This window comes from Aeromonas sp. 2HA2 (genome assembly GCF_029237345.1).
In the GTDB taxonomy this organism is placed as follows: Bacteria; Pseudomonadota; Gammaproteobacteria; order Enterobacterales; family Aeromonadaceae; genus Aeromonas; species Aeromonas salmonicida.
In genome coordinates this window covers 189,728-205,349 of sequence record NZ_JAACGB010000004.1, presented here as the reverse complement: position 1 = coordinate 205,349, position 15,622 = coordinate 189,728, and the positions used below count along the sequence as shown (strand labels likewise).

General features: G+C 59.2%; 13 protein-coding genes. 3 read left to right on the top strand and 10 right to left on the bottom strand.

From position 1 onward, the window contains the following. Positions 1-65 precede the first annotated feature (65 nt). The 3 genes from secF to GWQ29_RS08440 all read left to right on the top strand — a co-directional run bounded on the left by secF (position 66) and on the right by GWQ29_RS08440 (position 3,307). Complete coding sequence (gene secF, locus GWQ29_RS08450; protein ID WP_174218925.1) at positions 66-980, top strand: protein translocase subunit SecF; 915 nt, start codon at positions 66-68, stop codon at positions 978-980. Positions 981-1,043: 63 nt separating this feature from the next. Next, positions 1,044-1,379, top strand: coding sequence for a hypothetical protein (locus GWQ29_RS08445; RefSeq protein WP_275919204.1), 336 nt, complete (start codon positions 1,044-1,046; stop codon positions 1,377-1,379). A gap of 35 nt (positions 1,380-1,414) precedes the next feature. Continuing rightward, entirely contained in the window at positions 1,415-3,307 is a 1,893-nt protein-coding gene (locus GWQ29_RS08440; protein ID WP_275919203.1) for a M6 family metalloprotease domain-containing protein, read from the top strand. 195 nt (positions 3,308-3,502) lie between these two features. Here the strand turns inward: GWQ29_RS08440 and nuoN are convergent, their stop codons facing one another. The 10 genes from nuoN to nuoE form a co-directional block, all read right to left on the bottom strand. Next, positions 3,503-4,966, bottom strand: a complete 1,464-nt coding sequence (gene nuoN, locus GWQ29_RS08435) for an NADH-quinone oxidoreductase subunit NuoN (protein ID WP_111588703.1) — start codon at positions 4,964-4,966, stop codon at positions 3,503-3,505. Positions 4,967-5,024: 58 nt separating this feature from the next. Further along, positions 5,025-6,545, bottom strand: coding sequence for an NADH-quinone oxidoreductase subunit M (gene nuoM / locus GWQ29_RS08430; RefSeq protein ID WP_265422627.1), 1,521 nt, complete (start codon positions 6,543-6,545; stop codon positions 5,025-5,027). A 62-nt stretch (positions 6,546-6,607) separates the two neighbouring features. Beyond that, complete coding sequence (gene nuoL / locus GWQ29_RS08425; RefSeq protein WP_265422626.1) at positions 6,608-8,455, bottom strand: NADH-quinone oxidoreductase subunit L; 1,848 nt, start codon at positions 8,453-8,455, stop codon at positions 6,608-6,610. Then, a complete protein-coding gene (gene nuoK / locus GWQ29_RS08420) occupies positions 8,452-8,760 on the bottom strand; it encodes an NADH-quinone oxidoreductase subunit NuoK (protein WP_005314891.1) in 309 nt (102 codons plus the stop codon). Before nuoK ends, nuoL begins: the two co-directional genes overlap by 4 nt. Beyond that, positions 8,757-9,308, bottom strand: a complete 552-nt coding sequence (gene nuoJ / locus GWQ29_RS08415; protein WP_058395411.1) for an NADH-quinone oxidoreductase subunit J — start codon at positions 9,306-9,308, stop codon at positions 8,757-8,759. Before nuoJ ends, nuoK begins: the two co-directional genes overlap by 4 nt. 10 nt (positions 9,309-9,318) lie before the next feature. Then, complete coding sequence (nuoI, locus tag GWQ29_RS08410; RefSeq protein ID WP_058395410.1) at positions 9,319-9,861, bottom strand: NADH-quinone oxidoreductase subunit NuoI; 543 nt, start codon at positions 9,859-9,861, stop codon at positions 9,319-9,321. A 9-nt stretch (positions 9,862-9,870) separates the two neighbouring features. After that, entirely contained in the window at positions 9,871-10,839 is a 969-nt protein-coding gene (gene nuoH / locus GWQ29_RS08405) for an NADH-quinone oxidoreductase subunit NuoH (RefSeq protein WP_021140921.1), read from the bottom strand. Further along, the gene (nuoG, locus tag GWQ29_RS08400) at positions 10,836-13,583 is read right to left on the bottom strand and encodes an NADH-quinone oxidoreductase subunit NuoG (RefSeq protein ID WP_275919202.1); all 2,748 of its coding nucleotides are present in this window, start codon (positions 13,581-13,583) and stop codon (positions 10,836-10,838) included. Before nuoG ends, nuoH begins: the two co-directional genes overlap by 4 nt. 55 nt (positions 13,584-13,638) lie before the next feature. Continuing rightward, on the bottom strand, positions 13,639-15,024 hold the full coding sequence (nuoF, locus tag GWQ29_RS08395) for an NADH-quinone oxidoreductase subunit NuoF (RefSeq protein WP_275919201.1): 1,386 nt from the start codon (positions 15,022-15,024) through the stop codon (positions 13,639-13,641). Next, a complete protein-coding gene (gene nuoE / locus GWQ29_RS08390) occupies positions 15,021-15,587 on the bottom strand; it encodes an NADH-quinone oxidoreductase subunit NuoE (protein WP_005314908.1) in 567 nt (188 codons plus the stop codon). The genes nuoF and nuoE overlap by 4 nt, the downstream gene beginning before the upstream one ends. Positions 15,588-15,622: the final 35 nt, after the last annotated feature.

The window sequence follows — 15,622 nt, the reverse complement described above, 5'->3', positions numbered from 1 at the left end:
CTCCGCGCCTGCGTCACGCGCTTCCGGTTGGGAAGCCCGAGTCAGCTGTTGTCGAGGATAAAATTATGTTGAGAATGATCGTTGCCATGGGCCTGACCCGCTGGCGTTACATTGGATTGTGGATTTCCGTGCTGCTGACAGTGGCGAGCATAGCCGTGCTGGCCATCAACGGCCTGGAGCTCGGGCTCGACTTCACCGGCGGTATCTTGCTGGAGTTTCGTATCCAGACATTGAAAGAGGCCCATGAACTCAACGCCCTGTTGAGCGCGCCGCTGGCAGGGGCCATCGAACTCAATGGCGCCGGCATTCCGGGAGAGTGGCTCATCAAGCTGCCGCCCCACGAGCTGCCCTGGCCGGCCGAGGAGCTGGCGGTCATGCTGGGTCAACAGCTCAACTTGCCGGTGGAGCTGCTGCGCACCACCATAGTCGGCCCCCAGGTGGGCGCCGAGCTGTTCCAGCAGGGTATGCTGGCGGTGCTGGTGGCCTCACTGGCCATCTCCGCCTATCTGGCGGTACGGTTCGAGTGGCGCCAGGCCATCGGCATCCTGATCTCTGTGCTGCACGATGGTCTGGTGGCGATAGGGCTGCTGGCGCTGTTCCACATCGAGTTTGACCTCAACGTGATCGCAGGCCTGATGGCGGTGATCGGTTACTCGCTCAACGACAGCATCGTCATCTCGGACCGGCTGCGGGACATCTTGAGCTCACGCACCAAACTCTCCATCTACGAGTGCTCGGATGTGGCGATCAAGGCGACCTTCAGCCGCACCATGATCACCTCGGGGACCACCCTCTTTACTGTGGGAGCCCTGCTGCTGTTCGGAGGGGATGCCTTGTTCGGCTTCGCCTTCACGCTGTTTACCGGCGTTCTGGTGGGTACCATCTCTTCCATCACGGTAGCATCGACCGTACAGGAGCTGCTGGGACTCACGCCCCAGGCGTACCAGAAAAAAGAGGAAGAGCTGGCAGAAGCGGCATGACCTGACTCGCCAGCCTTTGCAGGCAAAACGGGTTTTGGGCAATGTGTTCAGGGGATCCAATCCTTGGCCCGTTTTGTGACAGGTGTGAATAACAAGAGGGAGGCATTGTGCCTCCCTCTTTGTTTATTGGCTGGCGGGTATGACCCAGTGAGCTGGCCTGCTGTTTATCCAGCATTGCGTTCAGGTACAGACATAGGGCATACGCTGAACGGCACTGCCACCGGCTGGGGGAGTGGCAAAGTCCCGAATAAGTGCAATGTCATGGGAATAGCGGGGCGCTTCTCTGATCTGGGATATAACCACAAAAATGACATGATTTTGTTTGAATTCACGTCGGTGAATGGTTACACACATCCCAGTTTGAAAATAAAATTTGATCCCTTGGTGAACTGGATATAAGACTTATTCTGCACGGGACTCACAAGGAAGATAAAATGAAAAATGGAAGAGCAGTATGGTTAAATATTTTAACCATCATAGGGTCAGTCATGTTCGCTGTTCAAACGGAAGCCGCAGTACCTTACGTCAACTATCATCATACGGTTACGCAGCCGGATGGTTCGACACTTGAGTTGATCCTCAATGGCTCAACTCTTTACGCAGATCAACGAACTAAAGATGGCTATCCGGTTATCTATGACAATACCCTGAAAGGTTACGCTTATGCCAAGCTTTCAGAAAATGAAGAGATGTTTGAGTCGACCGGAATTCTGGTTACCGAATCGAATGGTATTAGCACCAGGTCCATACAGAAGGACACTGATATTCCTCAACATGCCAAGCGTTCTATCGTGCAACGTAACGCCAAGCAATTACAAGTTTTACAATATCAAGCCCAATCACCCAAAACCAGTGGTTTTGCCAATCAATATGCCAATGTAACAGGTAATGTTCGAGGGTTGACCATATTGATTCAATTTCCTGATGAATCCAGTTCTATTCCACCCAGTGAGGTCATCAACTACACCAACCAAATCGGTTACACAGGCCATGGAAATGCACAATCAATCAGGGACTATTTTCGTGCCGTGTCTGGTAATAAATTGGACTATACCAATACTGTGGTTGGATATTATACGGCCAAGAAATATAAGTCCTACTACACAGACCCCACGATAACCTATGGTGCCAGAGCAAGAGAGTTGATCGTCGAAGCGCTGGATTGGCTTGAATATACCGAAGGCTTCGACTTTTCGACCATCTCGAAAGATAGTAACGGCAATATTCGTGGTTTGAATGTGTTCTATTCTGGCAAGACGGGTGGTGGCTGGGCTCAGGGCCTATGGCCTCATCAAGGTGGCTTGAATCGCTGGTGTGCCGATGGAGTCTGTGCATCCAAATACCAGATCTCCAACATGGATAGCAATTTATCTATCGGGACCTTCATCCACGAGTCAGGACACCTGTTGTTCGGCTGGCCTGATCTTTACGATTACGATGGCAGTTCAGGAGGATCCGCTGGCTCGCACTGTATTATGGGATATGGCGGTGTAACCGGTAACAGACATAAAAAACCAGTTCCACCCAATGGCTACTTTCGCTCACTGAGTGGCTGGGAAACGATCACTGAGCTCAATCCTGCGGTTAATAGCAATGCACCTTCAGGTCTATTGAGTCACCAGGCTAACAGCAACACACTATACCGCTGGTCCAACCCGAATAAAGCCGGTGAAGCTTTTTATATAGAGACAAGAACTCAGACCGGGCAAAATCAGTATATGCCAGGGCAAGGTCTTATTGTATGGCATGTTGATCCTGATGGCTCCAATAATAATGAGTGGTATCCATATGTTCAGATGGAACATGCGGACGGGAATCGTGACCCAGAGAAAAATATTAATCTTGGTGATGCTTATGATATGTATCATGCTTCTGGGAAAGACACGTTTGGTGATACTCAACCCAATGCGCTGTCCAGTCGAGGAACCAACTCACGCTGGTGGAGTGGTGCTGATTCAGGGTTGGAGCTGACGAATATTAGCGCTGTCTCAAGTCGAATGACATTCGACATCGGTGGTGATGGTAATTCAAATCAAGAAAATTACTCAGGTTATCTGAGTGGGAAAGGCGTTAGTCATATCATTCCGAATGGCAGCTGGTTTCAATATGATGGTGGAACCCTGTATGGTGTGTTGACCGGTCCCGGCAATGCTGACTTCGATTTGTCACTGGACAAATGGCAGAACAGTACCTGGATATCTGTGGCAACATCCACCAGCGTCACCTCGAATGAAGCGATTAACTATGTTGCAAGTAGTGGTTATTATCGGTTTAAAGTGTATTCTTATAATGGCGAGGGGAACTATAACTTTACGTTGAAAAAATAGATTCTTGTCATGAATATAAAGGATCTTAATAAACACATTAATGGCATGTGTCGACTAAAGTCCTATTCTGAATCTGTTGGCTTCGTCTGCTGACAATCACATAAATCCGAAACCAGCCAAGCTGGTTTCGGATTTTTTCACATCTGGAAGATGGCCATGGTGCCTGACAGAAGGGGCATTGGCTATCAGGGCGGGTTAGCGCAAGACCACGTTCTGCAAGCCCTGCACCAGGCTGATGACCGGTTGGGGATAGATGCCCATGGCCACCACCATGATGGCGGAGAGCAGTACCACCAGCCCGCCCGAGGAGAGGGCCCAGTCGCCCCTGGCGTCACGCATCTGCATGCCGGGTTCGCGCATATAGAGCGTCACCATGACCCTCAAGTAGTAGTAGAGCCCCAGGGCGCTGCCGAGCACTATGGCGCCAGAGAGCCACCACAGCCGGGCTTCGACCGTTACGCCAATAAGATAGAACTTGCCGATAAAGCCCAATGTCATGGGAATACCGGCCAGGGAGAGCATCATCACTGTCAGCACAGCGGTCAGGTAAGGACGGTGCCAGAACAGGCCGCGATAGCTGTGCAGGGAGTCCGCATCCTTGCCGCGATACGGGCTGGACATCATGCTGATGACGCCGAAGGCACCCAGGCTGGTGAACAGGTACATCAACAGATAGACACCGGCGGCCTCCACCGGTATCTGGCCGAGGCGGCTCGCCACCACCACTGCCAGCAGATAACCAAAATGGGCAATGGAGGAGTACCCCATCATCCGCTTGATGTTGGTTTGTAGCAGCGCCAGCAGGTTGCCGATGACGATGGAGATAACTGCCATGGCTGCCAGCAACCAGTGGATCATGGGATCCGCCGCCGCCGGTACCGCCAGATAGAATCGCAGCAGCACGCAGAACACGGCTATCTTGCTGACGGTGGCGAGGAAAGTTGCCACCGGCGCCGGTGCGCCTTCATAGACGTCGGGTGTCCAGAGGTGGAAGGGGGCGAGCGACAGCTTGAAACCAAAGCCGACCAGCATCAACCCGAGACCGCCCATCAGCAGTGGATGATGGGCCGGGCTCTGTGCCAGGGTCAGCCCCAGATCACTGAAGCTCAGGCTGCCTGCCTGGGCATAGAGCAAGGCCATGCCAAACAGCAAAAAGGCGGTGGCGGCGGCGGAGAGCACCATGTACTTGATGCTGGCCTCCAGCGAATGGCGCTCGCGGTAGGCGTAACCCACCAGACCGAACATGGGCAGGGTCAGCATCTCGATCCCGATGAACAGCGACGCCAGATGACGGGAGCCTGCCAGCACAAGCCCGCCTATGGTGGCGATCACCAGCAGCAGGTAGAACTCTTCCCGGTTGTCCGGATAGCCCTTGAGCCAGGAGCGACCGAAGGTACAGGTTGCAAGCGCGCCGACCAGCACCAGCCCCATGTAAAAGATGGCGTAGCCATCGATCTGCAGCAGGGGAGTGATCCCCTGATCACCTTGTGCCATGACGATGGGCAGGGAGAAGAGTGTCAGGTTCAGGCCAGTGATGGTGACGATGAAGGCGGTGTCGTCACAGCGCCGCCAGGCGATGGCCAGCATCAGGGCCACCATGGTCCCCGTGGTCAGCAGCAGGGGCAAGAGCGCCAGCAGTTGAGAAGCGGTGAAGGTCATTGCAGTGCTCCTGTCGTGTGCAAGAAAGGCAACAGGGTGGGCCGTTGAGAGGAAGATGTCATTGCAAGGCTCCTGCGGATGGCAGTGCGTACCAGTGCAGCACGCTCATCAGGCTGCTGCCAGCGGTATCGAGTATGGGCTGGGGATAGACACCGAGCAGCACCAGCAGGCCGGCTATGGTCATCATCATCACCAGTTCGCGGCGATCCAGCCCCTTGAGCATGGTGGTCTCTTTGGGCGTACCGAAGCAGGCCCGTTGCAGCATGATGAGGGAGTAGACGGACGCCAGCACCAGCCCGAAGGTGGCGATGACAGTGATGACGGGGGCGACCTGGAAACTGCCGATCAGGATAAGGAACTCGCCGACGAAGTTGCCGGTACCCGGCATGCCAAGGGAAGCCACCGAGAAGAACAGCATGACGCCGGGCAGGTAACGCAGTCGGCCCCAGAGGCCACCCATCAGGCGCAAATCCCGGGTATGCAGCCGCTCGTAGAGCTGACCACACAGGATGAAGAGGCCAGCGGCAGAGAGCCCGTGAGCAATCATCTGCACCACGGCCCCTTGCAATGCCAGTTCGCTGCCCGAGTAGATGGCGATCATCACAAAGCCCATGTGGGAGATGCTGGTGTAGGCCACCAGCCGCTTGATGTCGGTCTGGGCAAAGGCCACCAGAGCGCCGTAGATGATGCCAATGAGACCCAGCGCCATGGCGTAGGGGGCAAATTCGGCAGAGGCCTCCGGAAACAGGGGCAGGGCAAAACGCAGCAGGCCATAGGCAGCGGTTTTGAGCAAGATGCCTGCCAGGTCAACCGAGCCTGCGGTCGGCGCTTGACTGTGGGCATCCGGCAGCCAGCCGTGCAGCGGCACCAGCGGCATCTTGACCGCGAAGGCGATGAAGAAGCCCAGCATCAGCAGCCACTGGACACCCGTGCTCATGGGGGTGTGGAGCAGATCCTCGTAGTTAAAGGTGAAGACGCCGGTGGCGGCATGGTGGGTCAGCACCAGCCCCAGGATGGCGACCAGCATGATGAGGCCGCTGACCTGGGTGTAGATGAAGAACTTGGTGGCGGCGTTGATCCGTGACTTGCCATCGGTGACCGAATGGCCCCACAGCGCGATCAGGAAGTACATGGGAACCAGCATCATCTCCCAGAAGAAGAAGAACAGGAACAGGTCCACGGCCATGAAGACACCGAGCACGCCCCCCAGGATCCAGAGCAGGTTGAGGTGGAAGAAGCCGATGCGCTGCACTATCTCCTTCCAGGAGCAGAGGATGGCCAGCACCCCGATAAAGCAGGTGAGCATCACCATCAACAGGGAGAGGCCATCCACCGCCAGGTGCAAGGAGATGCCAAAGCGGGGGATCCAGGGCAGTTGCAGCTCGGCGGCCCAGACGGGCACGCCGGTCTGGTTGATCAGGGTGAAGTCACCGCTCCACCAGATGGCGCAGGAGAGCAACAGGCAGGCGCTCATCGACAACAGGGCAACCCAGCGTACGAATTGCTCACCAAGGCGCTCCATCTGCCAACAGAGCAGACCGCCGATGAAAGGAATTAACAAGATCCAGAGTAAGGTCACGATATCAGCTCTCGTTTATGTGCGAGTAATGGTACTAGTCCGCGTTCAGGGGCCGCATGGGGTCAGCCAAGCAGCAACAGAGCCAGGATCAGGGTGGCCCCCATCCCCATGGAGGCGGCATACCAGCGCAACTTGCCGGAAACGGTCCAGACCAACAGCTGGTGGCCGCGTTGTGCCAGCCAGGCGGGCAGGTTCATCATCCAGTCCAGCGGGTCCTTGCCAAGCAGTCGGGTCCCCAGCAGATAGGGTTTGACCCACAGCCGTTCATACAACCAGTCAAAGCCCCAGGCATTGAACCAGAGGGTGCTGAGCAGACGGCCCGGCGCGCTGGATGCAATCTTGTTTGCCAGCCGTCGTTCGCCGAGGAACAGGAAGGCCGCCAGGGCAATGCCCGCGATGGCAACAATGCCTGAGACGATCTCCAGGGTATGGCGACCCGCTTCGATATTGTCTCCCGGCCCGGCTGGCAGTACTCCGGCCAGTGGCGGCATTATCAGGGCCCCAATACCTGTGGAGAGCACCAGCAACACCAGCAGCGGCAGCTGGTGGGCCAGACCGTGACCGGCATGGGCTTGCGTCTGCACCTTGCCGTGGAAGGCGATGAAAATGAGGCGGAAGGTATAGAGCGAGGTCAGGAAGGCGCCCACCAGACCTGCCCACAACAGGGTTGTCTGGCCGGATGCCTGCACCTGCCACAGGATGGCGTCTTTACTGTAGAAACCGGCGGTCACCAGCGGCAATGCAGCCAACGCCGAGCCCCCCACCAGGAAGCAGGCATAGACCAGCGGCAAGCTTTTGCGCAGGCCGCCCATCTTGAAGATGTTCTGCTCGTGGTGGCAGGCGACGATGACGGCACCGGCGGAGAGGAACAAGAGCGCCTTGAAGAAGGCGTGGGTCATCAGATGGAAAATGGCCCCTTCCCAGGCACCGACCCCGAGGGCCAGAAACATGTAACCAATCTGGCTCATGGTGGAGTAGGCGAGGATCCGCTTGATGTCGGTCTGCACCAGAGCTGCGAAACCGGCCAACACCAGAGTAATGGCACCGACCAGCGCCACCAGATGCAGGATCTCGGGGGCCAGCAGGAAGAGGCCGTGGGTGCGGGCAATCAGGTAGACACCGGCGGTCACCATGGTGGCGGCGTGGATGAGGGCCGAGACCGGGGTCGGGCCCGCCATGGCATCCGCCAGCCAGGTTTGCAGCGGCAGCTGGGCAGATTTGCCGACCGCACCGCCCAGCAACATCAGGCAGGCCAGGGAGAGGGCAGGGGAGCCCTCGGCAAACATGACGGGGGCGCGTACCAGCAGCTCGTGGATGTTGAGGGTGCCCAGCTCCCGGTAAAGGATGAAGAGGCCGATGGCGAGGAAGACGTCGCCGACCCGGGTCACCACGAACGCCTTGAGGGCGGCAGCCCCGTTGGCCGGGTTGCGGTAGTAGAAGCCGATCAACAGGTAGCTGCACAGCCCCACCCCTTCCCAGCCGAGGTAAACGAACAGCAGGTCATCGGCCAGCACCAGAAACACCATGCTGGCGATGAAGAGGTTGGTATAGGTGAAGAAGCGGGAATAGCCCTCTTCCCCGCGCATGTACCAGGAGGCGAACAGGTGGATGAAGAAACCCACCCCTGTCACTACCCCCAGCATGGTCAGCGACAGGCCGTCCAGTGCGAGGCGGAAGCTGGGACTGAAGTTGCCCACCGCCATCCATTGCCACAGGGTCTGGGTATAGACGCCGCCGACCGGCATGGCAGTGAGGAAATCGACGCCGACCCACAGGGTGGTGAGGGCCGACAACCCTATGCTGCCAACCCCGATCAGGGCCGAGGTGCGCTCGCCGAAACGGCCGATGGAGAAGGCCAGCACCAGCCATCCCAGCAGCGGAAATAGAAACGTCAGGTATAAGAGGCTCATCCGCGCATCTCGCTCACAGTGTCCACGTTGAGGGTGTGGTAACGACGATAGAGCAGCAGTAACAGGGCGAGGCCGATACTGGCCTCCGCTGCCGCCAGAGAAATCACCAGTATGTACATGATCTGGCCATCGGCCTGGGCCCAGCGGCTGCCTGCCACCACGAACGCCAGCGCCGAGGCATTCATCATGATCTCGATACTCATGAGAATAAACAGCAAGTTACGGCGGATCAGCAGACCGCATAACCCGATGCAGAACAGGATCGCAGCCAGCAGAAGGCCGTGTTCCATTGGAATGCCATTCATAGCGGTCCTCCTTCTTGTGACGAGCGTGATGAGGCGCGGGGGACAGAAAGCACCTCGCCGCTCTTGTCTTCACGACCCAGATGGTAGGCGGTCACCAGACCCGCCAGCAGCAGGATGGAGGCCAGCTCCACTGCCAGCACATAGGGGCCGAACAGGGCTATGCCCACCTCTTTCGCACTGACGTCACTCAGACCAAGCTGACCACCGGTCACGCCCAGGATGCCGTAGGCCAGAAAGCCGAGCAGGATGAGAGAGAGCAGGGCGGGGCCGCCCCAGGTCATGGGGGTGAGCCACTTCTTCTCCTGGGCCTGGGACGACCCCAGGTTCAGCATCATCACCACGAACACGAACAGCACCATGATGGCGCCCGCATAGACGATCACCTGCAGGGCGCCCGCGAAAGAGGCCCCCAGGCAGAAGAAGATCATGGCCACGGCGATGATCGAAATGATGAGATTGAGCAGCGCATGCATGGGATTGCTGGTGCTGATCACCCGCAGCGTGCTGTAAACGGCGACCAGGGCCGCGGCATAAAATGCCAGTTCCATGATTGACTCCTCAGGGCAGCAGGCTTTTGACATCGATGGGTTTGGCTTCGTGCTCGGCATCCCCTTTCGGCTTGCCGTCGATGGCCATCCCGCTCATGCGATAGAAGTTGTAGTCCGGGTATTTGCCGGGCCCGCTGATCAGCAGATCTTCTTTCTCGTACACCAGATCCTGGCGGCGGTATTCCCCCATTTCGAAATCCGGCGTCAGCTGGATGGCGGTAGTGGGGCAGGCTTCTTCGCACAAGCCGCAGAAGATGCAGCGGGAGAAGTTGATGCGAAAGAACTCGGGATACCAGCGGCCATCGTCGCGTTCGGCTTTTTGCAGCGAGATGCAACCGACCGGGCAGGCCACGGCGCACAGGTTGCACGCCACGCAGCGCTCGTCACCGTCAGGATCACGGGTCAGTACGATACGACCACGGTAGCGGGGCGTGCTATAGACGGATTCCTCCGGATAGCTCAGGGTCTCGCGGGGACGCCAGGCATGGGAGAACACCATGCCCAGGCTACGTAACTGGGTGCCGACACCCTTGATGATGTTAATGATTTTCATAGTCGTGCCTCACTGCACATTTATCAGCACCACAGCGCCGGTGATCAGCATATTGACAAGGGTCAACGGCAAGCAGACTTTCCAGCCAAACGACATCACCTGGTCAAAGCGCGGCCTTGGCAAGGAAGCCCGCAGCAGGATGAAGAACACCATGAAACAGGCGGTCTTCAGGGCAAACCAGATGAAAGGGGGTAACCAGGGGCCATGCCAGCCGCCGAAGAACAGGGTCACTATGAGCGAGGAGATCAGCACTATGCCGATGTATTCGCCCACGAAGAAGAGACCCCATTTCATGCCCGCGTACTCGATGTGATAACCGTCGGCGAGCTCCTGCTCGGCCTCCGGCTGGTCAAACGGGTGACGGTGGGTGACGGCGACACCGGCAAACAGGAAGGTGATGAAGCCCAGTATCTGGGGCACCACGTTCCACAAGCCGGCCTGGGCCTCGACTATGTCTCTCAGGTTGAAGCTGCCGGTCTGGATCACTATCCCCATCAGGGAGAGCCCCAGGAACACTTCATAGGAGAGGGTCTGGGCCGAGGCGCGCAGGCTGCCGAGCAATGAGTACTTGTTGTTGCTCGACCAGCCGGCGAACAGCACGGCATAGACAGCGAGCCCCGCGATAGCCAGGATGTAGAGCAGCCCCACGTTGAGATCCGCCACGCCCCAGGTGGGGGTGATGGGTACCACCGCAAACGCCAGAATAAAGGCGGTGAAGGCGATGATGGGAGCCAGGATGAAGATCCGGCGATCGGCGAACGGCGGGATCCAGTCTTCCTTGAAGAACATCTTGATCATGTCGGCTGCCAGTTGCAGCAGGCCGAACGGGCCCACTCGATTGGGGCCGTATCTGTCCTGCCACAGGGCCAGCAGGCGGCGCTCGATGAAGCTCATGAAGGCGCCAGCCCCCACTATACCCACCAGCACTATCAATGCCTTGCCAACCTCCAGCAACAGGTCGATCAGGGAATCACTCATGCGATGGCCTCCTGCAGGTTGTTGATATAGGCCTGTTGCAGTGCGGTCGGCAGACCGTTCACTCCAAGGGGCAGTCCCAGCAGGCCCTGAGCCAGGGCATGGCTCAGTCGCAGCTTCAGACGCCAGTGGTTGCCACCCCAGGAGAAGCTCACCTGGTTGCCCGCCTTGAGGGCAAGGCGAGCCGCATCGGCCGGGTTCAGCACCAGCTCGGGTTCGTTCATGCGTGCCTGTATGACGGGGCTTCTGGCGGAGAGCTCCTCGCCGCCAAACAGCTGGTCATAGTTGACCACCTGCAGGGCTTCCTGGGCGGTGAAGGGGGCAGGAACGGTATCAAACCAATCCAGGGTGTCGTCGCCCGGCTCCAGCAGACGGCGACCGGGATCGCCGGCCCGGAGGTTGCCACCTACCTCGCTCTGGAACTTGTTCCAGGCAGAGGGCGAGTTCCACCCCGGCGCCCAGGCGAACGGCACCTGTTGCATCGGCTGACGGGCACCGGCATAGCCTTCCATGGAGAAGCTGAAGGGGGAATCTGGATCCTGTGCCACTCTGGGTTCGCTGACGTTCTGATCCGCCAGCATGGAGGTACGGCCGCTGTAGCGGTGCGGTTCACGGGCCAGCTTCATGCCACGGATCCGCAATCCGGCGTTGGGGGCCGCTTCCTGCATGGTGGCCAGCAGCGGATGGCTGGTGGCGCAGTCATGGCTTATCTGCTCATAGGTCTGCCAGCGCAGCGGTTGGCGCAGGAGGGCGCCTTGCAGCGCGGCCAGCCAGCGCCACCCTTCACGCACCTGAATGTCGGCGTTGTAGAAGGCGGGGGCATAGACCTGGAAGAAGCGCTGGGCGCGCCCCTCCATATTGACCAGGGTGCCATCGGCCTCGGCAAAGCTGGCGGCAGGGAGCACCAGATCGGCTTTTTGAGCGGTCTGGGTAGCCTGATGATCGATGACCAGCAGGTGTTGCAGACGATTGAAGGCGGCATCGACCCGATTGCGCGGGGCACGGCGGTAGAGATCGTTCTCCAGGGTCACCAGCGCCAGATTATCCTGGGCCTCGATGCGGGTGAGTGCGGCTTCCAGCGGGGCGGCGTTGCCGGCCAGCATGGCCAGCCCCAGGCTGTTGGCTTCTTGTGCCACCAGTGCCAGACTGACGTCCTGACCGCGGCCTTTGAGGGCGCGGGCGATGTTGCTGGCCGCGTCGATCAATGCCGGGGTGCGGGCGCCCGAGCCTGCGATGATGAGCGGCTTTTTGGCATTGCCAAGCAGGTCGGCCCAGCGAGCGGCTTGCGCCTGCTGCTCTTGGCCGAGATCGGACAGGGCTGGCGCCGAGCTGTCGAGCAGATGGGCGATGGCAAAGCCGAGGCGGGCTTGATCCGCATGGGGGGCGTGCAGTTTTTCTGCCGCCACGTCGTCGAGGCGGGTGCTGTCCAGGCTGGTGATGAGCAGCGGATAGCGCTCATTCTGGCCCAGGGTCTGCACAGCGGCGACCTGCCACAAGTCCACCTTCATTTTGCGGGCGATTTCACGGGCCTTGCCCTTGACCGATTGGCGCAGCGCCAGGGCGATACGGGCGGCGCTCATGGTGACATCTTCACCGAGCACCAGAATGGCGTCGGCCTCTTCCATGTCCCGCAGGCTCGGGGTGCGAATGCCGCTGTGCTGCAGTATGTGCAGCATCTTTTGCAGGCACGCCCACTCGCTTTGCTCAACGCCGCAATAGAAGTTGTCGGCCCCGACCAGTTCGCGCAGGGCGAAGTTGCTCTCCAGCGACGCGCGCGGTGAGCCGATGCCGATGACGGCGCTGGCGGTGCGCAGGGCATCGGCGGCGCGGTTGAGGGCGCCATCCACAGTGATGGCCAGCGGGTCGTTGCCATCGCGCTGCTCTTTGTCTACCCGAAGCAGCGGTTGACGGGGACGGTCAGCCAGATTGACGTAGCCATAGCCAAAGCGGCCACGATCGCACAGGAAGTAGTGATTGATGCCGCCATGGAAGCGGTTTTCTATGCGGCGCAGCTCGCCATAACGCTCACCCGGGCTGATGTTGCAGCCCACCGAGCACTGCTGGCAGACGCTGGGGGCAAACTGCATGTCCCACTTGCGGTTGTAACGCTCTGAGTGGGTCTTGTCGGTGAAAACGCCGGTGGGGCAGATCTCCACCAGGTTGCCGGAGAATTCGCTCTCCAGGGTGCCATCTTCGACCCGGCCGAAATAGACGTTGTCGTGGGCGCCATAGACCCCCAGATCCTCGCCACCGGCGTAATCCTTGTAGTAACGCACGCAGCGATAACAGGCGATGCAGCGGTTCATCTCGTGATTGATGAAGGGCCCCAGTTCCTGATTCTGGTGGGTACGCTTGGTAAAGCGGTAGCGGCGGCTGTTGTGGCCTGTCATCACCGTCATGTCCTGCAGGTGGCAGGCTCCGCCCTCTTCACAGACAGGGCAGTCGTGGGGGTGGTTGGTCATCTGCCACTCCACCACACACTTGCGAAACTCTTTCGCCTCTTCGTCTTCGATGGAGATATAGGTGCCATCGGTAGAGGGGGTCATGCAGGACATGACCAGCCGGCCGCGCTTGTCGTCGGCATTCTGATACTGCTTGACCGCACACTGGCGGCAGGCGCCCACGCTACCCAGCGCCGGATGCCAGCAAAAATAGGGGACGTCCAGACCCAGCGACAGACAGGCCTGCAGCAGGTTGTCTGCCCCGTCTACCTCGTACTCTTTACCGTCTACAAAAATGGTCGCCATACAACGTTCCTGAAACCTATGGTGAAATCGGCTATTGCCCGATGCGCCTTGGCGCTTACCAGCGTTCGCCCAGCAGATTGGGCTGGATCCCTTTGAGCAGCGAGTGATGGTCGCTTGGCCCCTTGATACCGGCCTCGAATTCGGATCTGAAATACTTGAGTGCGCTGGCAAGGGGCTCGACGGCGCCGGGCGCGTGGGCACAAAAGGTTTTGCCCGGCCCAAGGAAATTGCAAAGCTGCTCCAGGGTCGCGAGATCCCCTTGCTGTCCCTCGCCACGCTCCAGCGCCCGCAGCAGCTTGACGCTCCAGGGCAGGCCATCACGGCACGGGGTGCACCAACCGCAGGATTCGCGAGCGAAGAACTCTTCCATGTTGCGCAAGAGCCCTACCATGCTGACGCTGTCATCGACTGCCATGGCCAGACCCGTCCCCATGCGGGTGCCCACCTTGCCGATACCGGCGGTATACATCTGGGCATCCAGGTGCTCTGGCAGCAGGAAGCCGGTGCCAGCCCCGCCCGGTTGCCACGCCTTGAGGCGGTAGCCTGGCTTCATGCCACCGGCGTAGTGCTCAAACAGCTCGCGGGCCGTGATGCCAAAGGGCAGCTCCCAAACGCCGGGGTTGTTCACCTTGCCGGAGAAACCCATCAGCTTGGTGCCGTGATCTTCAGAACCCGGCAGCGCCAGCCCCTGATACCAGGCCACGCCATTGCCTATGATGGCTGGCACGTTGCACAGGGTTTCGACGTTGTTGACGCAGGTGGGTTTGCCCCAGACGCCGGAAACGGCGGGGAAGGGGGGCTTGGCGCGCGGGTTGGCGCGCCGCCCTTCCAGTGAGTTGATCAGCGCCGTCTCTTCGCCACAGATGTAACGCCCGGCGCCGGTGTGGACGAACAGCTCGAAATCAAAGCCGGATCCCAGAATGTTCTTGCCGAGCAGGCCGGCGGCCTTGGCCTCGATCACCGCACGGCGCAGATGGACGGCGGCATCCACGTATTCACCGCGCAGGAAGATATAGCCGCGATAGGCCTTGAGCGCCTTTGCGGAGATGAGCATGCCCTCGATCAGCAGGTGGGGCAGCTGCTCCATCAAGAGGCGATCTTTCCAGGTATTGGGTTCCATCTCGTCGGCATTGCAGAGCAGGTAACGTATGTTCATGCTCTCGTCTTTGGGCATCAGCCCCCACTTCACCCCTGTGGGGAAGCCGGCGCCGCCACGACCCTTGAGACCGGCATCCTTGACGGTGCCGACTATCTCATCAGGGCTCATCTGGCCCAGCGCCTTGCGGGCAGCGTCATAGCCTTGCTTGCTCTGGTATTCATCCAGCCAGACCGGCTGGCCGTCGTCACGCAGTCGCCAGGTGAGCGGATGAGTCTTGGGGGCCCGGGCCGTGCGGTTGGCGGTGCCGAGAGAGGCGAGGATCTTGTTGATTGGAAGACTCATGGATAAGCCTCCAGCGTCTTGATCAGTGTGGCGGCATCGAGCCCGCCATAGGTGTCGTCATCGATCATCAGGGCCGGGCCCTTGTCGCAGTTGCCGAGGCAGCAGACGGGCAGCAGGGTGAAGCGGCCATCGGCGCTGGTCTGGCCGGGGGCGAGATCCATCACTTCCTTGAGGCCGGCCAGCAGCCCTTCGTGACCGTTGATGTAACAGACCATGCTGTCACAGACGCGGATGATGTGGCGGCCTACCGGCTGACGGAAGATCTGACTGTAGAAAGTGGCGACCCCTTCCACGTCGCTGGCGGGAATGCCGAGCTCGGTGGCGATGGCATAAATGGCACCGTCCGGTACCCAGCCCCTGGCCTGCTGCACTATCTTGAGCGCTTCAATGCTGGCGGCGCGGGGATCTTCGTAGTGGTGTTTCTCATGTTCGATGGCGTCCCGTTCGGCCTGGCTCAGGACGAAGCCGTCTGTTGGTCCAGGGACGGGTCCATCCCCCTTGCCCCCGCACGCACTCTGCCCCTGCGGGGTCTGACTGTTTTGGCACTGACATTGCTGGCTCATGGCTTAACCTTTTGTGGCTTATTCTTTTTGTCTCG

Coding starts and splice junctions, on each gene's coding strand:
- secF (WP_174218925.1), top strand. CDS start 66: ATGTTGAGAATGATCGTTGCCATGGGCCTGACCCGCTGGCGTTACATT.
- GWQ29_RS08440 (WP_275919203.1), top strand. CDS start 1,415: ATGAAAAATGGAAGAGCAGTATGGTTAAATATTTTAACCATCATAGGG.
- nuoN (WP_111588703.1), bottom strand. CDS start 4,966: ATGACCTTCACCGCTTCTCAACTGCTGGCGCTCTTGCCCCTGCTGCTG.
- nuoL (WP_265422626.1), bottom strand. CDS start 8,455: ATGAGCCTCTTATACCTGACGTTTCTATTTCCGCTGCTGGGATGGCTG.
- nuoK (WP_005314891.1), bottom strand. CDS start 8,760: ATGAATGGCATTCCAATGGAACACGGCCTTCTGCTGGCTGCGATCCTG.
- nuoJ (WP_058395411.1), bottom strand. CDS start 9,308: ATGGAACTGGCATTTTATGCCGCGGCCCTGGTCGCCGTTTACAGCACG.
- nuoI (WP_058395410.1), bottom strand. CDS start 9,861: ATGAAAATCATTAACATCATCAAGGGTGTCGGCACCCAGTTACGTAGC.
- nuoH (WP_021140921.1), bottom strand. CDS start 10,839: ATGAGTGATTCCCTGATCGACCTGTTGCTGGAGGTTGGCAAGGCATTG.
- nuoG (WP_275919202.1), bottom strand. CDS start 13,583: ATGGCGACCATTTTTGTAGACGGTAAAGAGTACGAGGTAGACGGGGCA.
- nuoF (WP_275919201.1), bottom strand. CDS start 15,024: ATGAGTCTTCCAATCAACAAGATCCTCGCCTCTCTCGGCACCGCCAAC.
- nuoE (WP_005314908.1), bottom strand. CDS start 15,587: ATGAGCCAGCAATGTCAGTGCCAAAACAGTCAGACCCCGCAGGGGCAG.